This window comes from Aurantiacibacter rhizosphaerae, assembly GCF_009807005.1.
GTDB lineage: Bacteria > Pseudomonadota > Alphaproteobacteria > Sphingomonadales > Sphingomonadaceae > Alteraurantiacibacter > Alteraurantiacibacter rhizosphaerae.
The window spans coordinates 442991-463378 of the sequence record NZ_WUBR01000003.1 but is presented as its reverse complement, the minus strand read 5'-3'; the positions used below and the strand labels follow the sequence as shown (position 1 = coordinate 463378).

The following is a 20388-nucleotide window of genomic DNA, read 5'->3' as shown; positions in this document are numbered from 1 at the left end:
TTACACGCCGCAGGCTGACAGCAATCTCTCTACCCGGCTGCGATAGGCACTGCCGAACAGGCGCAGGTGCACCAGCATCGGCCAGAGCTGATAGACCGGCACGCGGTCCTGCCACCCCGGCGCAAGATCGCTTGCCTCGAAGACGGCGTCGGGCGGATTGTCGAACACCTGCAGCATAGCGAAATCCACCTCGCGATCGCCATAATAGCTGGCGGGATCGATCAATCCTGCCAGACATCCGTCGTTGAACAGGAAATTACCTCCCCACAGATCGCCATGAAGCAAAGCTGCGGGCGGCGATGCTGGCAGCATTTGCGGGAGCCGAGCAGACAGCGCCTCTATCCGAACGGCGATTGAGGCGTCCACGTGATCGCAAAAGGGCAAGAGCCGCCGCTGCGCCCAGAACTGGGCCCAATCATTCAGCGGAGAATTGAGAATAGCCACTTCACCAAAGGCATAGTCTGCATGCCAGCCGTAGGGGCGATCCTGCGGCGCATGCAGAGCGTGCAAATTTTCCGTCAGCGACTGCCAGCCTGCGCGGCCATCGCTTTCGATAAATTCCATCACCAGCAATTCGGGCTCGCAATGTAGCACCGATGGTGAGGCGGCGCCCGTGGCAGAGATTGCGCGCAGCATTGCGCCCTCCTTCGCCACCAGCGCGCCGGTTTTGGCCACTACGCGCCGCCCGTCAGCCAGCGTCGCCAGTGATGCACCGCCCAGATCGCCGCCCGGCAATTGCCGGATCTCGCGCACCGCCAATCCCAGTGCCGCGCCGATCCGATCTGCCAACATCACGAGAAGCGCGACACCAGCGCCTCTGCCGCGGCCGATACATCGCGCCAGGTTTCCATGAACCCGTCATCACCGCCGTAATAGGGATCGGCCACGGCCTGCCCCCCGCGCCCTGGCACTGCATCCATCAACAGCGCCACCTCGGCAGTTGCGCTGCCTGGCGCCAACGCACGAAGGTTCCGCAAATTATCGGCATCCAGCGCAAAGATATGGGTGAAGCGCGTGAAATCCTCTGCCGTAACCTGCCGCGCGCGCTGATCCGCAATGTCCACGCCGTTGCGGCGCGCGGTTTCGATGGCGCGCGGGTCTGGCGGATTGCCCACGTGCCAGTGGCCCGTTCCGGCGCTGTCAATTTGCAGGTCCAGCCCGGCGCGGCTGATCGCGGCGCGCATGGCCCCTTCCGCCATGGGAGAGCGGCAGATATTGCCGAGGCAGACGAACAGAATGGCAGGCGGGTCTTCAGCAGACGACATCAGGCCGCGGGCCACGGGCCGGTGATGGCGAAGGTCATCGTGGGGCTGTAGGCATTGACGAACATCGTCTTGCCATCTGGAGAGAAACACGCCCCGGCGAGCTCCGTCTGCATGGTCAGCAGACCAAGTGCATATGCAGCGCCCTGAGGCGTAATCCCGCGCAGGTGATTGTGCACCACGTCATTGTAGGAATCCTCGCACACCACCAAATGGCCCGAAGGCGCAACGGTGATATTGTCGCCAAAGCTGTATTCGCTTTCTTCCGGGCTCTCGTAAAAGAGATCCAGCATATCGGCCTCGTGGATGGCTGGCTTCAGGCGAAATATCTGCCCCTGCCGCGCAACGCCTCCGCTGGTGCAGGTGAAATACATTTCGCCATCGCCCATCCAGATGCCTTCTCCGCGTGCGAACAGGGCAGCACCTTGCGCCGCCGCACGCTCACGCAGATCGTCATCGGGGGCCTCCACATTATCCAGCGTGATCCAGGATCCGCGTATTTGCTGCCCCACGGCCACGCTGCGATTCGACCAGTTGCGCGTATCGGCGACGTTCTCCAGCACCAGCGCCTGCAAGGTGCCACCTTGCGCCAATTGTCCGGGGCGCAGGGGCAGGAAACGGTAGAGCACGGAATCGTCACGGTCTTCGGTCAGATAGACGATGCCGCTGGCCGGATCGACGCAGGCCGCCTCGTGATTGAAGCGACCCATAGCGGTGAGCGGCACGGGATCGACAAGTCCGGGTGCGCTGGCCGGCACTTCGAAAACCCAGCCGTGATCCTTGTTGATACGACCGTCCGCGCGCGCGGTGTTCTCCTCGCAAGTCAACCAGCTGCCCCAGGGCGTGATGCCGCCGGCGCAATTGCGGATCGTGCCGGCAAGGCTGCGATATTCGCGTTCAACCTCCAGCGTGGCGGCGTCCAGCACTAGCGTGGTGGTGCCACCGGGCAGCGGGCGCAGCGATCGCGCGACTGTATCGAAGGCCGGGCCGGCGGGGATGCTTCCGCCATCATGCTGCGGCTGCAATTCATGGTTGCGCACCAGTGCCAGCTTGCCATTGCCCAGATCGAAACAGCCCATGCCATCGGCGCGATCGGGCACGGTGCCGCCATCGCTCATCGCTGTGTCATGGCGGGAGATCACGCGATAGGAGAAGCCTTGCGGCAGATCCAGGATACCCGCCGGATCGCGAACCAGCGGGCCGACTGGGCTATCCGCGCCCGATAGCGCAGGGCTGCTGGAAACGCGCGCCCCGGTCGCCGTGCAGGAATTGAGGAAAAGCCCGGCAAAAGCCGTACCCGTTGCGGCCAGGAACTTGCGGCGGTCTGCTGCCATCATAACTAATGCGTGCCTATTAAGGAGTTTCGATTCGAGACGGCGCAATACATGCCAAATGCGCCAAGGTTATGACAGCCCGTGCCGGTGCGTGCCCTATTCGACGAAGGTAAAATCCTCCGGGATATTCTTTGGCCACCCCATCCCTGCCGCCTTTCGATCCTCCACCGCGCGATGGATACTGGCGCCCGTTGGAATATGGCGCCGTTCAAACCATGGAATGGACCACCCGAAGATGGAAGGACGCCTGGAGCAGACCGCCTTGCGGCGCGGCAGCATCTCAAGGATGCTCCAGGCCAGATTCATTGAATCATGGGTTTCACCCAGCCTGTTTGGCGGAACATATTTGGAAGCGGGATCGGACCCCAGCACCAGGCTGTTGACGCTGCGCGTGGTAAATTGAAGTCCCGCGGTGCGCGCCTGCTCTATCATCCAGACCAGTGGCACCTTGCATAAACCGCTTTCTTCTTCTGCATGGCCGCCCCCGACATCGGCGTGATAGCCGGGAAACCATACTTCCTTCAGCTGCTGCGGTCTGGCCCCTTTCGCATTGAAGGGATTGCCGCGATATTCCTGGTCCTTCTCCCACAGAACGGGCCTGAACATCGTTCGCCGTTCCTCTATCGCAACGGCATGAAACACGCTTTCGACAGACGGGTTACGGCTGGTGAAAGCGTGGGATTTCAGGCGCAGGCCATATCGGCCATGCTCGATCACAGAGGCCACAGTATCGAACAGGCCAAGCATGCGCACCGGAGCACGGTCGGGCCGCAGGATGCGTTCGAACAGGCGCATCTCGGCAAAGGCGGTCGCCTCGTCCTGCCCCTCCTCCCCAATCCGCTTGTAGGCGCGATAGGCATAGTCCAGCAGGTTGAGGTTGCGCTTCTCCATCAATCCGAACGCGTTCAGAAATCCCGCCAGGACACGCGCAGTATACGCGCCGCGGCTGAAACCGATGATGTAGATGCGGTCGCGCTCCTCGTCAGCGCCCCGGCTTCCGTAATTCTCGACGAGGAAGCGATAAGCCTCCTTCACATTGTCATCCAGGCCGTATCCTGTCGCCAGGCCCAGCAGTTCAACCATCTTGGTACGATAGTGCGAGAAGCGGCTGCCCGTTCCCAATGTGCCGACGCCCGGATCGTAATAGACGACCTGCTCATCGCTCTTGGCAAGGATACCGTAAAACCGCAGCACATTGGATCGGTTGCTGCTGATCTGGTTCGACGTTCCATCAAGCAGAATGACGATATTCTTCGCCAAAGCGCATCCCCTTCCCCCGCGAAAACAGCTCCAAACGTAAGTGGCTACCCATGCGGGACAGCCTGACTAGCATAAAGCGGCAAACTATTGAAAACCGACGCTTGCGGGAGAAGTATTCGCACCAAGCTGCTTGTGTGAAGGGCGCAAAAGGCACGGCCTGCGGTTAGCCGGCAGGAGCGATGGACAACGTTGTCACAAGCGGCTAGATCATGAATCCACTGCTGGCAAAGCAGGCATATGGTTGAGATCTGACATGAAACTTTTCGCATCACTATGGCTCATTCTCTCAGCCGCCTTGCTGACATCGTGCGTCAGCAATCCGCAGCCGTCTGCCGCTGCAACATCCGCGAAAAGGCCGAACGTCCTCTTCATCGTTTCGGACGATCTCAATGCCCGCCTGGGAACATACGGCGCGCAAGTGCTGACCCCGCATATCGATGAACTGGCCAGCAAGGGCGTGCGGTTCGACCGTGCCTATTCCCAATATCCGTGGTGCGCGCCCAGCCGCGCCTCTTTTATGACCGGACTTCGGCCCGATACCGTGGGCGTCACCAATCTATCCACGCCCCTTCGCGCAAAACGCCCGGACCTCGTGACGATCCCGGAACTGTTCCGGCAGAATGGGTACTTTACCGGGCGCGTGGGGAAAATCTTCCACCAGGGCGTTCCCGGCGGTGTGGGCCGCCCCGGCCCCGACGATCCGCAAAGCTGGGACATCGCTATCGATCCTGCAGGTCATGACCTGGAGGTTCTCGATCGCCTTCAGAACATGACGCCCGGCAATCATATCGGCTCCGCCCTCGCGTTCTATCGGGACGAGGTGGGAGATCTTGAGCAGACCGACGGAATGGTTGCGACCAAGGCCATCGACCTGATTACGCAGCACCGGGACGAACCGTTTTTTATCGCGGCAGGTTTCTACCGTCCGCATGTGCCAGAGGTTGCCCCAGCAGCCTATTTCGATCTTTACGATCTGGCTGACATACCGGCCTGGGCTGCTGCCGATCAGACAGCGCCGCCGGAAGCCGCCGCCCTGTTCATTCCGGATGACATGGGCATGACCGAACTTGAGCAGCGCCGCTTTATCCAGTCATACTACGCCGCCACCAGCTTCGTGGATGCACAGGTTGGCCGACTGCTCGCCGCGCTGGATGAAAACGGTCTTGCCGATAACACCATCGTCGTGTTCGTCAGCGATCACGGTTTCCTTCTGGGTGAACATGATCAGTGGGCAAAGCGCCTTTTGTGGGAGCCTTCGGCCCTCGTTCCACTGGTGATCTATGCACCTGATGCGATGGGCAATGGCGCTGCTTCATCGCGCCTTGTCGAATTGATCGATCTCTTCCCAACGCTTGCCCAACTGGCTGGCTTATCTGTGCCGGACGCCGTAGAGGGCCGCAGCCTGATGCCGCTGCTGTCCGAACCGGCACTGGAAGGCTGGGATCGACCCGTCTACACGCAGATCGCAGGCGGGCGCAGCGTGCGCACCGCGCGGTGGCACTACGCCGAATTCGAGGCGGGCCGCAAAGGCAGGCAGCTTTTTGATCACTCGGTAGACCCCGATGAAACCCGCAATTTGGCGGACGATCCCCGCTATGCAGATGTCGTGAAACGCCTGGGCGCACTCCTACCCGACGAGGTGGAAGATCGCCCCGCTCCGCTGCGTTACGACCCGGAGCGCGATTGCCTTCACCAGCCGGAACGGGCCACGATCACGCTGGGCACGCCATGCGCCAGGTATATCGATCCGTAAGAGAGCCGAGACAAACCGCAGCTTCCTCGCTAGTGCCCGATGAAACCGGGAAGGTGTACGGGCGAGGGAAAGCAAGCAATGTTGTCTGCGGGCTGGAAAGCAGTTGCCTTGCTGGCGTCGGTGCAGACGCTCGCCTTTTTCCACCGCACCCTCGCCACGCTGTTGGCAGAGCCGATCCGGCTTGAATTCGGCGTCAGCGATACGCTGATCGGGCTGTTTATCGGCGCTGCGTTCTCCATCAGCTACGTTATTGCCGCACTGCCCCTGGGGCACGTGGCGGATCATGAGGATCGGTTCCGCCTGCTCGGCATTCTCGTCACGGTCTGGAGCCTGCTCACCAGTTTTGCGGCAGCTGCGTCCAGCTTTGCCGCTCTGCTGTTGCTGAGAGTGGGTTCGGCGGCCGCGATGTCGGGCATCACGCCCGCAGCCGGTTCGCTGATTGCCGAACGCTACGCTGGCCCGAAAATCGCAAAGCCCATGGGCGTCTACGCCAGTGGCATCTATTTCGGCGTGGGGAGTTCCATGCTGATCGGCGGCGCGCTGGCCGCCTGGTTCGATCCATTCGGCATTTTCGCGATCGGTCCCCTGCCAGCGATCAGCGGGTGGAAAATCATCTACCTGATCGCAGGGCTGCCCGGCCTTGTCCTCGCCGCCGTACTTTTTGGACAGGCGGACCATGGCCGCAGCAAAACGAGCTCCGCACCTCGCAAACCTTTAGGGCCGGTGTTCACCTTCCTGTTTGCGCCCCCATCGAACTATCTGCGGGTCATGCTCACCTTGACCATGCTGGTGTTCGTGGCGACCGCTGTCGGCGCATGGCTGCCTGCGCTGTTCCTGCGCAAGCATGGCTGGGCCATCGAGGATATCGGGTTCTGGGCAGGCGCGATCACGATTGCAGCCGGGTTGCTGGGCACCCTTGGCAGCGGCTATCTCGTCGAACTGCTGCAGCGGATCACGCGCACCCGCAAGCCACAAGTGCTGCTGTTGATCATGGCGGCGTCGGTCTCGGCACCGCTCGCCATCGGCCTGCCTTTGGTCGCCTCTCCCTATGCGTGCCTGGCCTTATTCTTTTGCCGTTCGCTGCTGGGCGGGATCATTGTCTCGCTCGGCTACGCCATCATGCTCAATCTCGCGCCGACGGCCCAAAGGGCGCGCCTGCTGGCGGTGGCGGGCATCACGCTCAACCTGATTGGCGGCGCGCTGGCTCCGGTGGCGGTGGCGCTGACAACGGATTTCGTCTTCGCAGACCCGCAGAGGCTGGCGGACTCGCTGGCTATCGTGACCGCTGTTGGATCGGTGGCTGCGCTGGCCATCCTGCTGACAGGCATCCGCAGCCTCTTTGCGCCAGCCAGCGTGCCTGCCACGGTCACTTCATAGGCATTCGGCTAGCTGGCCCTGTCAGTCAGCCCTGTTGCCCGGAGCCGTACCGCATCCGACGAGCACGGGGTCACCACCCTCGACACTCGGTTCAAGACCTGCACACCAGGGGTAGCGTTCCTGATCGAGCGGGGCTGTATCGGCATCAAGAATGGCCTGGAACCGCGCCAGTTGCTCACTATCCTTAGCGGTAAGGGATTGCCGATCCAGCTCGGTTTCCTCTCCCAGCGAAAGGTCCAGCGCGACAAAGCGGCCATCTTCGTAAAGCTTCCTCTGAAGGTCGAACACGAAGCGGGTCGACGGCCATCTCCACACAGGGGCGTAATGCTGGAAAATCGTCTCGCGCGCGGAGCGTGATCTGCCTTGCGCCACGGACAATTGGCTCACGCCGTCTACATCTGCGGCAACAGGCAGGCTGGCGGCCTCTGCAATGGTGGGCAGGACATCGGTAAAGTCGAACAGGCCACTGCGCCTTTCGCCCGCCGGGATGGTGCCCGGCCATCGCATCATCAGCGGTACGTGGGTTCCTGTCAGCGTGGGCAAACCCTTGCCGCCCCTGATCCGCTGCCCGTTACGCTGCGAATAGATGCGCCGGTTGGTGCCATTGTCCGCCGTGAACACCACCAGCGTATCGTCTGTCAGCTCCAGCGCATCCAGCCGGTCTAGCAGGCGGCCCACCATGCGATCCATATATTGCATCAGCAGGCCGAAATTGTGCTGTTCATCACCGCCCACGCGCTCTGCCGGGGTGGCGACGAAGGGATCGTGCACCAGCACCATAGGGTAATAGAGGAAGAACGGACTGTCCGCGTGCTCGTCCAGGAAGGACAATGCATAATCACTCAGATAATCGGGGCCGAACCCCTCTTCCGGGATCAGCCAGCCGCCGTCCCGCCACAGGGTCGGCCCCCAATAGCGGGAGCCTTTCTGCGGACCGGGCTCCAGTTGCCAGAGCAGGGACTGACCAAAGCCCGCCTGCGCGGGGCTGATGCCGGTGCGCCCGTCGAACCCGTTGCCGCTCAGCTGCCACTTGCCCACGATACCGGTGACGTATCCTGCATCGCTGAAGAGATTGCCGAAAGTCCGCTCGTCCGGCCCCAGATATCCGAAAGCCTCGTAATTGCGTGCATTTTCCTTGCCCGTCATCAGGCGCGTCCGGCTGGGCGAACACAGGGGAGTGGAAAAGGCATGGTCGAAAGTCACACCTTCGCGAACCAGGCGATCGATGTTGGGCGTATCGTGCTCTCCGCCATAGGCCCGGAATGCTTCCACGCCGACATCGTCAGCCAGGATCACGATGACATTGGGCCGTTCGCGGGGCGAATTATCCTGCGCCAGCCCAGCCGCGGATGACAGGGCCACGGTTGCCAGGGCCGCGACTAAGGCGATGAGGCAAAGAGCTCCTGTGCGCAATTTTGCACCGCCAGTCATCATTATTCCAGCCCCTTGCTGGCCTGCTCCACGCTGTTGCTGCCGGTGCCCAGAACGGGGAATTCGGACATGGCCTCTCCGCGTTCGTGCGCTGCTTCCTTGGCTGGACTGTCAGCGAAAATATCGTCCAGCCGGTCCAGGCGGTTGGGCTCAACATACCAGCGATCGGGAAAATCGGCAGCGCGCGTGCCGCCTTCCATGCGCCGCACGCTGCCGCGAGAGTGCCGCTTGGTGTAGGGAATGACATGGCGACCGTCCTGGTCAGCCAGTTGCTCAAACAGCGCCTGGCGCAGTTCGATCTTGGCATCCAGATAGTCCGGATCGTCGATGAGGTTGTTCATCTCTTCCGGGTCTTGCGAAAGGTCGTACAATTCCTCGATATCGTAGACGCCGTAGTACTGGATGTACTTCAGATTGTCGCGCACGATGGCGAACGTCCCCGGCGTCATTGGGAAGGTCCATTCCCAGTAATATTCGTAGATGAAATCATCGGGCTGCCAATCGGCGGTTGTCATCGTGCCGGTCATCAGCGGCCAGGCGTTGTGCCCTTCGAACTGCGCCGGCAATGCCACGCCTGCCAGCGACAGGAACGTGGGCGCAAAGTCGAGATTGCGGATGCGACCGGGGTTTACCACCCCTGCCGGCACCGCCCCCGGCGCATAGACCAGCATCGGCACCTGCACAGACGGCTGGTAGGCATTGCGCTTGTCGATCAGCCCATGATCGCCAATCAGATAGCCATTATCCGATGTGAAGACGATCAGCGTATCATCCTCCAGATCGTTGGCTTCCAGATAGGCGAGGATGCGGGCTACGCTGTCATCAACCGAGGACAGCGTTGAATAATAATAGCGCAGATATTCCTGCATCGACATGTCTGAATTGTAGAAGAAATCGAGGCCGTGCCACGTGTTGCGCTGGTTATAGACCCACAGGGGCTTGCCCTCGTAATTCTCCGGCGTGTTTGCCGAACTGGCGGGCAGATCGAACACCACGTCGTCATACTGGCCCGCATGGCGCGGTGCGGGCAGAGGATCGGAATGGACTGCCTTGTGGCTGAGATAGAGCATGAAAGGCTGATCGGGATCGCGCTCGCTTTCCAGCCAGTTCATCGCATAATCGGTCAGCTCATCGGTGATATAGCCGCGCTGCGGAACAACTTTGCCGTCGACATTGTAGGTCGTTTCGCGTCCCTGCGGGGCATCGGGATTGGGGTAGTAGCTGCCCTGCCCCTTGAAGCTGACCCATTTGTCAAACCCGGCACGCGGTTCATCAGAGGCTGCGCCCATGTGCCACTTGCCGATGAAGGCCGTGTCGTAGCCCGCCTGCTGCAAGTAGGCCGGGAAAAAGGTCAGGCCATCCTCGCTGGAATCATTGTTGTCCACGATACCGTGATTGCGCGCTGTCATGCCTGTAAGGATCGTGGCGCGGCTGGGGCTGCACAGTGATGATGTGACCAGCGTATTGGGCATATAGGTGCCGCCGCGTGCCAGCCTGTCCAGCGCCGGGGTTTGCAATTCGGGCTGTAAAAATCCCATGCCATCGAACCGCAGATCGTCAACGAGGATGAAGATGATGTTGCGCGGCTGGTTCTCGGCAACGGAGCCGTCTGCCGGGCCCGTCTGCTCTGCAGAAAGCGGGTGGGCGCACGCGCCTGTCAGCAGTGCCAGCCCTGTGAGAAGAGCCTTGGCTCTCGGTGCGAATTTCATGACGACCTCTGGTATATTTGTCTGTTTACCGCTGCGTTCAGATCGCGGCGAAGGAAGCGCGTTCAACGAAGCGGTAGGGATGGTTCACGACTTTCCCTTCAGCCATATCGCGCATGGCCACCGCATTGATCAGTTCCGTCGCCGCATCCCGGCTGATCTCGATGGTCGGTTGCCGAACGGTGGTGAGGCGCGGGAAGCACTGCGATGCGACGGCAAGATCGCCGAAGCCGATCACGCTGATATCTCCCGGAACATCCAGGCCGATGCTCTTGGCATAGGCGATGACACCGGCGCCCATCTCGTCATTGGCGGCGAAAATGGCGGTTGGCCGCCAGTCGGAGCTTTCGTTCAGGAACTGCTCTGCAGCGGCCCAACCGCTGTCAAAGGTGAAGTTTCCGCCAAGGTCACGCAGTTCGACGTCACTCTCCTCGCAAAGCGTGCGCGAGAAGCCCTGCCAGCGAAGGTGGTGCGATCCGTGGTTGGGCGGCCCCGAAATATACCCCACCTTGCGATGGTTGTGCCGCAGGACGTAACTGGCGACTTCGGCCCCCGCCGCCTCGTTATCGAAGCCGATAGAGATCGTCCGCTCGTGCCCCTTGCCCGGATTGATGCGCACGCAGGGCATGCCCTTGTTTATCAGGTGGTCCACCAGCCAGAGACGGTCACACAACGGGGGGACAAGCACGAGGCCGTCCAGCGTCATATCCTCCAGCAGAGCATCGATCGCCTCTGCTCCGGCCTCGATCTGATCATTGGTGATGGGCTCTATCAGCAGGTGATAGCCCGCCCGCCCGCATGATTGCAGCAGGCCGGTAATAATGTCCGTGATGTAGGTTGGAATAGACCGATCCGAACCCGGCTCGATATATCCCGTCAGCGGGCCCAGGATCAGGCCGATGGTGTAGGACTTGCCCCCGCGAAGAAGACTGGCGGCACGGTTGGGACGGTATCCCAGCGCCGTCATCGACACCTCTACCTTTTCGCGCAAGTCCTCCCCCACACTGGGGTTCTTGTTGATGACGCGTGATACGGTCTTGAACGAAACGCCTGCGTGCTTCGCAATATCCTTGATCGTGACTCTTGCCATCAGCTAGCCTCTCCCGCTCAGACCAATAGTTCTTGCCGGAGTTTGTATTGACGGAAGACAACGTTGTCTATAGCGAAGTGTCAAAAGTTGCCGCCATGAAGGGCGAGTGACATGGCGCGTGGGATGATGGAATGACCGGTTCGGCTAAAATTTCGGGGCTATCGGCGTTCGGCAGGTTCGCCTTCGCCGCTGTGATCGCGTCACTGCTCTGGAGCCCTCCGGCGTCTGCGCAAACCAGCGACAACGCGCCGCGCCCGAATTTCGTCGTAATCTTCGTAGATGATATGGGATGGGGCGACCTGTCCTCTTCAGGCGCCGAATATATCGAAACGCCGCATATCGATTCTATCGGCACGGACGGCCTCGTCATGTCGCAATTCTATGCCGGATCGAACGTGTGTTCCCCCAGCCGCGCGGCCCTGTTGACGGGCCGCTATGCCCCGCGCTCCGGCATGCAGTTCGTCACCAGGCCGCATTCCGACTGGGGCCTTCCGAGTGAGGAAATCACCATTGCCGAGATGCTGCGCAATGCGGGCTATGCCACGGGCATGATCGGCAAATGGCATCTTGGCCATCGCCTGGAATACTGGCCGACCCAGCAGGGTTTCGAAAGCTTCCTCGGCGTTCCCTATTCCAACGATCAGGAGCCGTTCAACCTTTACCGGGGCACCCGGATGGTGGAGCGCGAAATCGACCAGACCACTCTTGAGGACACCTATGCAACGGAGGCCGAGCGCTTCATCGCGGACCATGCGGCTGAGCCGTTCTTCCTCTACTACGCCACCAATTTTCCCCATCGCCCGCTCTTCTTCCCGCCAGAGAACACGGGCCGCAGCGGACCGGCGGGCGATTATGGCGACACGATCGAGACACTGGATGACGCCGTTGGGCGCATTCTCGCCGCACTGGATGAAAACGGCCTGCGGGAAAACACTCTGGTGATCTTCACCAGCGACAATGGCCCGTGGTTTCAGGGCAGTAGCGGCCCGTTCAAGGGGCACAAAGGCGATACCAATGAAGGCGGCTACCGCGTGCCGTTCCTGCTGCGCTGGCCTGCGGGCGTGGCGGCCGGAACCCATAATGACGCGATGAGCATGAGCATCGACATGCTGCCCACCTTCGCGCAGCTGGCCGGGGCGCAGGTGCCGCAGGACCGCACTATCGATGGCCGCGACGTTACCGCGATGTGGACGAGAGGCGCGCCCAGCCCGCACGAAATCCTCTACTTCATCAACAACAACGGGCTCGCCGCCGTGCGCAGCCCACGCTTTAAATTGCTGTTGAGCGAATATTATCGCGCCTCGCATATAGATTTCCGTCGCTACACCGCACCCAAGCTGTTCGACATGCTGGCCGACCCGCAGGAGCGTTATGACATCGCCAACAGGTATCCGGGCGAATACGAGCGGCTGCTGGCGCTGGCGGAAGAGATGAGCGCAGAGATTGCACCCATGGCGGTGGATCGCGGCGGGATTTATCCGGATGATCCCACGGCACCGCTGGGGCCGATCCTTGACGGTGACAGGTGAATTTCATGGCTTTTGACAAGACCATCGGCCTGGCTGCTGTGGCCATCTGCCTGGCAGCCGCCGGTTGCAGCGCAGAGTCGGAAGCCCCCGCCGCGTCGCAGGAGCAGGTCGCCCGCGCCTGCTCTGCAATCGAGGATACGCCGGTGCAGCTTGAGGGCGGCACCTTCGCGATGGGACAGGCCGAGGTTTATCCCGAGGAAGGCCCGGTCCGGCAGACCACCGTCGATGCTTTCTGGATCGATCCGCACGAGGTGACGAACAGGCAGTTCGCCCAATTCGTGGACGCCACCGACTATGTCACCCTGGCTGAAAAGCCCGTCGATCCGGCGGCCTTCGGTGTGCCTGAAGCGCAGATACCGCCAGAACTGCTGCTGCCAGGCTCGGCAGTCTTCACCCCGCCCGAACGGCCATCCAACAGCTATTCCGACTGGTGGAAATACGTGCCCGGCGCGAACTGGAAGCGGCCCTATGGCCCAAATGGTCCTGAAGCCAAGGGCGATGAACCGGTGGTTCATCTGGGATGGGACGACATGCAGGCCTATGCGCGCTGGAAAGGCGGGCGCATGCCAACGGAGGCAGAATGGGAATATGCCGCCTCCGCCGGGCAGCCTGCCACGACCGATCAGCCCGAAGAAGCCAACAGCTGGCAAGGCGTGTTTCCTGCCGTCAATCAGGAGACTGACGGTTTCAAGGGCATCGCTCCTGTCGGCTGCTATGCGCCCAATTCCAATGGCCTTTACGACATGGTCGGCAATGTCTGGGAAGTGACGGCGGACCTGTTCCGCCCCGGACACGATCCGGCAGATACCGATAATCCGCGCGGGCCAAGCGAGAACCAGGCCTATGACCCGCTCAATCCCGGTTACCCCAGCCGCGTGATGAAGGGCGGCAGTTACCTGTGCGCCCCCAATTACTGCCAGCGCTATCGCCCCGCAGCCCGGCAAGGCCGCGATCCGGGAATGGGGGCGAGCAATGTGGGCTTCCGCCTCGCTTACGATACGCCGCCAGCCTGACGCTGACCCAGCTTTTGAAGATACAGGAACCTGACATGAAAACCGCAAAGCTAATGGCAACCTCGATGCTGGTGCTGAGCGCCGTCTCACTGGGCGGCTGCGTTCACTCCGGCGCGGAGCCGATGCAACCCGTGCAATCCACCCAGCGCGATCTCGGCCTGCGGGTGAAGAGCGCTATTACAGTCGACGGTTTGCAGTTCCGCGATGCCGATGGCGATGGCCAGCTTGCTCCTTACGAGGACTGGCGCCTGTCGGCAGAAGAGCGCGCAACTGACCTTGCGGCGCGCATGATGCAGGCCGAAAAAGTCGGCACGCTGATGCATTCGACGATGCCGGGGCTTGGCGGTGAACTTGGCCGCGCAGCTACCTACGACCTTGAGTCGCTTGGCGCGCTGGTGGGTAACAAGCACGTCACCAGCTATATCACTCGCCTCACGCTCGACCCGGCCGACCTGGCAGAGCAGAACAACCTCGCGCAGGAAGTCGCCGCCGCTGGCAGGCTGGGCATTCCGCTGACGATCAGCACCGATCCGCGCAACCATTTCAGCTATGTCCTTGGCGCGGCGGAGGCTGGCAGCGGCACGAGCCAGTGGCCCGAACTGCTCGGCTTTGCGGCGCTTCGCGATCCGCAACTCGTGCGCGAGTTCGGCGAAATTGCCCGCCGCGAATATCGTGCGCTGGGCATCCACATGGCGCTTTCCCCGCAGCTTGATCTGCTGACAGAGCCGCGCTGGCCGCGCGGCAGCGGCACATTCGGCAGCCAGGCCGAACTCAGCAGCGAACTGGGCGGTGCCTATGTGGAATCCTTCCAGGGTAGCGGTGATGGACTGCAGGCCGACGGGGTCATGACCGTGGTGAAGCACTGGGTGGGCTATGGCGCGCAGCCGGAAGGGTTCGAAGCGCACAATTACTACGGTCGCTTTGCCGATCCAGGCGATTATTTCGCGCAGCATATCGCTGCCTTCAATGGCGCGCTGGCTGCGAAAAGCGCCGGGATCATGCCCGCCTATCCAATCCTTCGCGACGCAACGCTGGATGGCGAAGCGATCGAGGCGGTCAGCCCCGGTTATAGTGCGCAATTGCTGGATGGCCTGCTGCGCCAGCGACTGGGTTACGAAGGCATCATCCTGTCCGATTGGGGCATCACCCGCGATTGCAACGAAAGGTGCCTGAACCCGACCGACGAAGCGCCGCAGCGTGCGCAGGATATCGCCACGTCATGGGGGGTGGAGGACCTCACCGTCCAACAACGCTACGTCAAAGGCTTGCAGGCCGGGATCGACCAGTTCGGCGGCACGGACGATGTCGCTCCCCTGCTCGAAGCCCTTGATGCAGGCGAACTCGACGAGGCGCGCGTAGACCAGTCGGTGATCCGCGTGATGGTGCCCAAGTTCCAGCTCGGCCTGTTTGATAATCCCTATGTCAGCCCTGCTGCGGCAACGGCTGCGATCGGCGGCGCGGACGATATCGCCAAGGCCGACAGGCTGCAGCGTGAAGCGCAGGTCCTGCTGCGCAATGAAGGCAGCGCCCTGCCCTTCGCGTCCGGCGCAAAAGTCTGGCTGCACGGCATGTCACCCGAAGCCGCCCAGGCAGCAGGGTTGCAAGTAGTCGAGGAAATTGCCGACGCTGATTTCGCCATCGTGCGTGCCGATACGCCGTCGGAGATGCTTCACCCCAACCATTTCTTTGGCAGCCGTTACAAGGAAGGAAGGCTGAATTTCCAGCCCGGCGATCCTGCCTATGAAGCGCTGGCGCAGGCCAGTGCGGCTGATGTGCCGACGATGCTGGCAATCTTTCTCGACCGGCCAGCCGTGCTGACGCAGGTGCTGCCGCTGACTGACGTTATATTGGCCAACTTCGGAGCGAGCGACGCCGCCGTGCTGGACGTGGCGCTGGGCCGGGCGAAGGCGCGCGGACGGCTGCCGTTCGAACTTCCGCGTTCGATGGAAGCGGTGGAGGCGCAGGATCCTGCGGCACCCGATGACAGCACCGATCCGCTCTATCCGTTCGGCGCCGGACTGTAATCTACGCCCGCCACGGGCGCAGCCTGTCTCTCAGTCGCCAACAGCTTGGGTCACCGGGCTTTCGGCAAAGCCATAGCGCACGGCCTTTGCTTCCAGTGTTTTGCCAACCCCCAGATCGAGCGGTTCGACGTAGACTTTCCAGGGGCCGCCATCGATCCGATAGCCGATTGAGGCTCCGGGCGTTTGCGAGGTCAGCCTTACAAGGCCTGCCCGCGTTTCGCTCATGACAGGGGCGGAAGTTTCCGGCTGCTCAAGCCCCGGCCACATGCGCTCAACCATGGCCAGTTCACCGCCGACGGAGAGGTCTTCAAACCTTTCGCGATGGCGATGCAATGCGCCGCGCATCCTGTCCAGCATGCGGATGTAGCGCTCGTCCTCTGCGAGGTTGGTCATCTCATACGGATCGGCCCAGGTGTCGTACAACTCCTCCTCTGGCCGGGGCGCGGTGAAATACTGCTGGATGCGCGGCGGCAATTCGCCTGCCTCGTGCAGGCGCCACAATTCCTGCATGGATCGCTGCATGTCGCGGAACCTCAGATGGCGGAAGAACGGCCTTTCAGGCTCGTAATTGCGGATGTATTTCCACCTGTCGTCCCGCACCGCGCGGGCGAAATCCTGCTGCGCGTCATGCCGGTCCATGGCAGCGTAGATATAACCGCGCTCCGGCCCGGTTTCGGGGCCTAGGAACACCCGCCCCGCCAGCCATTCCGGCACGTCCTCACCTGCAAGTTCTAGGATGGTGGGCGCCATGTCCACGAAGCTGACGAGCTGTCCGTCGCGCGTTCCTGCGCCCTGCCCATCCGGCCAGCGCACCATCAGCGGCACATGCAGGCCGGCGTCGTACAAGGATCGCTTCGCGCGCGGAATGCCATCACCATGATCGGTCGTGACGATCACAATCGTGTTGTCGGCCAGACCGTCTTCTGCAAGCTCTGCCAGCAGGCGCGCCACCGTCTGTTCGTAATAGTGAATATTGTCGAGCATCTGCGCGAGCTCTTGCCGGACAAGCGGGGTATCGGGAAGGAAAGGCGGAACGATCACCTGCGCGGGATCATGCACCTGCGCACGGCCCGTCAGCGCTTCGCGCAACCGGGCACCCAGCCGCTCTGCCATCGGGTGGGCATCGGGCTTGAGATCAAGCGGGAAAGTCCAGCTTTCGTGGGTCTCCATGATGTTGACCATGGCGAAGAACGGCTGCCCCTGCGCCCTCCCGCGCCACGGATGCGCGGCATCGCTATCGTCCCAGATTGTAAACGGACCGCCGCGATAACTGTCCACGGCCAGCTGGTAATCGGTCTTGCCGTTATTGGTGGTGTAATAGCCAGCGCGGCGCAGCAGTTCGGGATAGGCCTTCACATAGGACGGCGGCACCGCGGCATACGGCAGGCGGGACCCATCTTCGAGTTCCACGCCCGTGGCGACCCGCATCTGCTGCGCGCCGATCGACTGCTGCGGAACGCCCATGGCGAGCGCCGCGCGGCTGGGTGCGCACACTCCCGCCGTCGTAAATGCTCGCTCATAAAGCACCGCCTCTTCGGCAAAGGCATTCAGCACCGGGGTTTGCGCCACCGGATCGCCATAGGCACCGATATGCGGGCTCATGTCTTCGAACACGATCAGCAGGAAATTGGGCCGCTCCTCGCTCTCCCCCTTCGCGAGAGAGGACAACGGCGCGATGCCTGCCACAAGAGCAGCCCAGATTGCGATGCGCCTAAAAACCACTGCCATTCTCCCGCTTCAAAGCAATATGGCGGCAGCGACTGGAAATGTCGCTGCCGCCATTGAACAGGGGCGATCCAGAAAGGAGGAGCGACCGCCCTGAACGGCCCGATCAGAAGCTGAAGCTTCCCTGCACGCCGAAATACCGTTCCTGGTTTCGCCACACCTGAGCCAGCGAGCGGCCACCGGCCGTCGTCGAATAGCTGAGGGATGCAGGCTGCTGCTGATCGAAGATATTGCGCACGAACACGCTGAGGGAATAGCGCCCGTCGCGATCCTCAACGCCGATGGCTCCGTTCACAACGGCATAGCCATCCTGCAGGGTGCGCGGATCCTGGTTGAGGCTCCACTGCACTTCCGACTGATACACCGCATTGCTCTGCACATAGAGGTCCACGGGCGAGGAATCGCCCAGCGGCACATACTGCCTGACGAATGCGGTCAGGCGCAGGTCCGGGGCATTTGGCAAAGGCGCACCGGCAAGGTTCTGTGAACCGCCGACGCAACCCTGCGCTGCCGTCTGGCCGGGATAGCAGGGGCCGCCGGGGAAGCTGTCGATCTTTGCGTCCATCAGCGTGGCACCGAACCGGATCGAGGTCAGTTCCGTGGGATTAATGCTGGTTTCCAGCTCAATTCCCTTGGTGGAGATTGCACCGGCGTTTGCAAGTTCGAACGTGATGTCGTTGGGGCGTTGCGCCTGCGCCTGATAATTGTCGTACTTGGTGTAGAAGGCAGCGGCATTGACCGCGAATACGCCATCATAGGTTTCCAGCTTCAGGCCCGCTTCGAAGGCATCGACAGATTCAGCATCGATGGGCTCGCTGCCCTCCTGCGAGGCGAAAGCGACGTTGAAGCCCTGCCCCTTGTAGCCGCGCGAATAGCGGACATAGGCGTTCGCCGGGCCGAAATCATAGCGCAGACCGATCGTGCCCGTAACGGCTGTGTCGCTGGTCGATCCGGTGAAGTCTGCCGGCCGGCCTGCTGCGCCCGGCAGCGGCTCGTCACCAGGCACCAGAACGTTGGCAGGGTCACGAACAACCTCCCACTCCAGCTCTTCACGGATGACGCGCACGCCGCCAAACAGGTTGAAGTCACCGAAATAGGCGTTGCCGCTGACGAAGGCCGCCAGATTGGTGGTGTCCGTCGTGCTGTTGAACGTGCCGCTACGCGGGCGCGGGCCGGAGAAGACCCAGCGACGCTGGAAATAGCGATCAAGCTTGAGCTTGTAGGCGAAGGCACCGACAAGGAAATCGAAGCCGCCAAGGTCGGGCGATGCCAGACGGATTTCCTGGCTGTACTGATCGAGGTTGGTGCGCCCCGCATTGGAATCCCATGCAAACGGCAGCACCGGCGGCTGGCCCACGGAGAGCGGCGTACCGTCGACATCCAGCTCGTTCTCGAACTTCCAGTTACGGATCGCCGAGATCGAGGTCAGCGTCATTTCATTGGCGAAGACATATTCCACGTTCAGCTGCCCACCGCCCTGGGTGGAAAGGCTGAGCGGATTGAGATTGACTTTCACGTCCATGTTGCTGATCGACGGATCGAGCGGAGCGACAAGATCGCGCGCGGCGGGATTATCGAAATCGCGCAGCACGAAGGTGGGAGTAGCTTCGTAATCGCGGTAGTCACCGATCAGCTTGACGGTGAGGTCTGGCGTCGGCTCGAACTGCAGCTTTCCGCGCAGGCCCCAGGCCTCGTATCCGTTGACATCCGAACCGTCGAAAAGGTTGGTGGAAAGCCCATCGAAAGAGCGGTGAAACGCACTGATGCGCATGCCCACGGTATCGGATAGCGGGCCCGAAACGGTGCCGCGGATCTGATACTCATTGCCCTCGGCATACATCGCATCGAATTTGCCGGAGAAATAGTCGGTCGGATCCTGCGTCGTCACCGACACCACGCCCGCAGACGCATTCTTGCCGAACAGTGTCGACTGCGGACCGCGCAGCACTTCAACACGCTCGACATCGATGAAATCCTGAAAGCTCTGACCAGAGCGCGCCATGACCACGCCATCGAAGACCACCGAAACGGACGGCTCCACCGCGGGGGAGAAAACGTTGGTCCCAATCCCGCGAATGCTCAGCGAGCTGTTGGATTCGTTATTGCCCTTCGTGAAGGTGATGCTGGGCACAGCTTCGGTGATCTGGCTGATCCCTGAAACGCCGGTGCTGTCCAGCAGATCGCCGGAAACGACAGAAACCGCGACGGGCACTTCCTGCAACGTCTGCTCACGCAGGGTTGCCGTCACCACGATGGCATTGGAACTGATCGCATCTGCTTCAGCCGCGTTGTCAACCGGCTGATTGTCCTGCGCGATGGCAGGAGTTGCTACCCCAAACGCCATAAATGACGCGGACAGCATTAGACCCGTGGTGATTTTCATAACTCTCTCCCTGTGCGTTTCGCGATTCAGCGCGCGATTTGAGCCTCCGATAGAGACAACGTTGCCTCAGGTCAATACAACGTTGTCTCTATCGGAGGTTTTGGAGCGCTGTAGGGCAACCACGGGCCACCGCACTCCGGGACCACTGTTAGCGCAGTGTAATATCGCACCGTCTAAAGCAGAAGCGGCATATCGAATGGCAAATCCTGACGTGTAAGATCAAGGTTGTGCATCGATTTCGCGGTAATTGGATTGTGGAGTACTGCCACATTGTCAGTATCGACCAAAAAAATACCTGACTATGATGGCTTGATAAACAGCCTGCTCTCTTGCAAGGTTCAAGCACTGCCCCGGTAGGGTCAGACTGGCAGTAACCTGCCGGGAACTTTCAACAAAGCGTTTCAGAACAGTCTCATTTCCGGTCGATCCTGTGCGGGAGATCAAAGTTGGTTTCGTTTTCGGACCGGTGTGCTCCATTCCCCTATGCAGATAAGGAACCAC

14 protein-coding genes are annotated in these 20388 nt (G+C 61.4%); 5 read left to right on the top strand and 9 right to left on the bottom strand.

Annotation, left to right across the window (positions count from 1 at the left end):
- The 4 genes from GRF63_RS14505 to GRF63_RS14490 form a co-directional block, all read right to left on the bottom strand.
- Positions 1 to 792, bottom strand: coding sequence for a fructosamine kinase family protein (locus GRF63_RS14505; protein WP_160486919.1), 792 nt, complete (start codon positions 790 to 792; stop codon positions 1 to 3).
- Positions 792 to 1265 carry a low molecular weight protein-tyrosine-phosphatase gene (locus GRF63_RS14500; RefSeq protein ID WP_160486737.1) on the bottom strand — a complete coding sequence of 158 codons (474 nt, stop codon included), beginning with the start codon at positions 1263 to 1265 and terminating at the stop codon, positions 792 to 794. Before GRF63_RS14500 ends, GRF63_RS14505 begins: the two co-directional genes overlap by 1 nt.
- The gene (locus GRF63_RS14495; RefSeq protein ID WP_160486736.1) at positions 1265 to 2599 is read right to left on the bottom strand and encodes an alkaline phosphatase PhoX; all 1335 of its coding nucleotides are present in this window, start codon (positions 2597 to 2599) and stop codon (positions 1265 to 1267) included. Before GRF63_RS14495 ends, GRF63_RS14500 begins: the two co-directional genes overlap by 1 nt.
- A 93-nt stretch (positions 2600 to 2692) precedes the next feature.
- Positions 2693 to 3856, bottom strand: a complete 1164-nt coding sequence (locus GRF63_RS14490; protein ID WP_160486735.1) for a DUF2235 domain-containing protein — start codon at positions 3854 to 3856, stop codon at positions 2693 to 2695.
- A gap of 253 nt (positions 3857 to 4109) precedes the next feature.
- Here GRF63_RS14490 and GRF63_RS14485 point away from each other — a divergent pair, with 253 nt between their 5' ends.
- Both GRF63_RS14485 and GRF63_RS14480 read left to right on the top strand, forming a co-directional pair.
- Positions 4110 to 5609, top strand: a complete 1500-nt coding sequence (locus GRF63_RS14485) for a sulfatase (RefSeq protein ID WP_160486734.1) — start codon at positions 4110 to 4112, stop codon at positions 5607 to 5609.
- Positions 5610 to 5687: 78 nt separating this feature from the next.
- Positions 5688 to 6986 carry an MFS transporter gene (locus tag GRF63_RS14480; RefSeq protein WP_160486733.1) on the top strand — a complete coding sequence of 433 codons (1299 nt, stop codon included), beginning with the start codon at positions 5688 to 5690 and terminating at the stop codon, positions 6984 to 6986.
- Positions 6987 to 7007: 21 nt separating this feature from the next.
- Here the strand turns inward: GRF63_RS14480 and GRF63_RS14475 are convergent, their stop codons facing one another.
- The 3 genes from GRF63_RS14475 to GRF63_RS14465 all read right to left on the bottom strand — a co-directional run bounded on the left by GRF63_RS14475 (position 7008) and on the right by GRF63_RS14465 (position 11213).
- The gene (locus GRF63_RS14475; RefSeq protein ID WP_160486732.1) at positions 7008 to 8348 is read right to left on the bottom strand and encodes a sulfatase-like hydrolase/transferase; all 1341 of its coding nucleotides are present in this window, start codon (positions 8346 to 8348) and stop codon (positions 7008 to 7010) included.
- 71 nt (positions 8349 to 8419) lie between these two features.
- On the bottom strand, positions 8420 to 10126 hold the full coding sequence (locus GRF63_RS14470; protein ID WP_160486731.1) for a sulfatase family protein: 1707 nt from the start codon (positions 10124 to 10126) through the stop codon (positions 8420 to 8422).
- Between the two features lie 37 nt (positions 10127 to 10163).
- Positions 10164 to 11213, bottom strand: a complete 1050-nt coding sequence (locus GRF63_RS14465) for a LacI family DNA-binding transcriptional regulator (RefSeq protein ID WP_160486730.1) — start codon at positions 11211 to 11213, stop codon at positions 10164 to 10166.
- Between the two features lie 131 nt (positions 11214 to 11344).
- Between GRF63_RS14465 and GRF63_RS14460 the strand changes: the two genes are divergently transcribed.
- From GRF63_RS14460 to GRF63_RS14450, 3 genes are read left to right on the top strand one after another with little or no spacing between them, the layout of a single operon-like run.
- Positions 11345 to 12742 carry a sulfatase family protein gene (locus GRF63_RS14460; protein WP_160486729.1) on the top strand — a complete coding sequence of 466 codons (1398 nt, stop codon included), beginning with the start codon at positions 11345 to 11347 and terminating at the stop codon, positions 12740 to 12742.
- Between the two features lie 5 nt (positions 12743 to 12747).
- Positions 12748 to 13755 (top strand): formylglycine-generating enzyme family protein, encoded by a 1008-nt coding sequence (locus GRF63_RS14455; RefSeq protein ID WP_160486728.1) that lies wholly within the window; start codon positions 12748 to 12750, stop codon positions 13753 to 13755.
- 35 nt (positions 13756 to 13790) lie between these two features.
- Positions 13791 to 15779 carry a glycoside hydrolase family 3 protein gene (locus GRF63_RS14450; RefSeq protein WP_237392508.1) on the top strand — a complete coding sequence of 663 codons (1989 nt, stop codon included), beginning with the start codon at positions 13791 to 13793 and terminating at the stop codon, positions 15777 to 15779.
- A 30-nt stretch (positions 15780 to 15809) separates the two neighbouring features.
- Here GRF63_RS14450 and GRF63_RS14445 read toward each other — a convergent pair whose 3' ends face one another.
- A complete protein-coding gene (locus GRF63_RS14445; protein WP_160486727.1) occupies positions 15810 to 17507 on the bottom strand; it encodes a sulfatase family protein in 1698 nt (565 codons plus the stop codon).
- 103 nt (positions 17508 to 17610) lie between these two features.
- Positions 17611 to 19848, bottom strand: a complete 2238-nt coding sequence (locus GRF63_RS14440) for a TonB-dependent receptor (protein ID WP_160486726.1) — start codon at positions 19846 to 19848, stop codon at positions 17611 to 17613.
- Positions 19849 to 20388 lie beyond the last annotated feature (540 nt).

Coding starts and splice junctions, on each gene's coding strand:
- GRF63_RS14505 (WP_160486919.1), bottom strand. CDS start 792: ATGTTGGCAGATCGGATCGGCGCGGCACTGGGATTGGCGGTGCGCGAG.
- GRF63_RS14500 (WP_160486737.1), bottom strand. CDS start 1,265: ATGTCGTCTGCTGAAGACCCGCCTGCCATTCTGTTCGTCTGCCTCGGC.
- GRF63_RS14495 (WP_160486736.1), bottom strand. CDS start 2,599: ATGATGGCAGCAGACCGCCGCAAGTTCCTGGCCGCAACGGGTACGGCT.
- GRF63_RS14485 (WP_160486734.1), top strand. CDS start 4,110: ATGAAACTTTTCGCATCACTATGGCTCATTCTCTCAGCCGCCTTGCTG.
- GRF63_RS14480 (WP_160486733.1), top strand. CDS start 5,688: ATGTTGTCTGCGGGCTGGAAAGCAGTTGCCTTGCTGGCGTCGGTGCAG.
- GRF63_RS14470 (WP_160486731.1), bottom strand. CDS start 10,126: ATGAAATTCGCACCGAGAGCCAAGGCTCTTCTCACAGGGCTGGCACTG.
- GRF63_RS14465 (WP_160486730.1), bottom strand. CDS start 11,213: ATGGCAAGAGTCACGATCAAGGATATTGCGAAGCACGCAGGCGTTTCG.
- GRF63_RS14460 (WP_160486729.1), top strand. CDS start 11,345: ATGACCGGTTCGGCTAAAATTTCGGGGCTATCGGCGTTCGGCAGGTTC.
- GRF63_RS14455 (WP_160486728.1), top strand. CDS start 12,748: ATGGCTTTTGACAAGACCATCGGCCTGGCTGCTGTGGCCATCTGCCTG.
- GRF63_RS14450 (WP_237392508.1), top strand. CDS start 13,791: ATGAAAACCGCAAAGCTAATGGCAACCTCGATGCTGGTGCTGAGCGCC.
- GRF63_RS14445 (WP_160486727.1), bottom strand. CDS start 17,507: ATGGCAGTGGTTTTTAGGCGCATCGCAATCTGGGCTGCTCTTGTGGCA.
- GRF63_RS14440 (WP_160486726.1), bottom strand. CDS start 19,848: ATGGCGTTTGGGGTAGCAACTCCTGCCATCGCGCAGGACAATCAGCCG.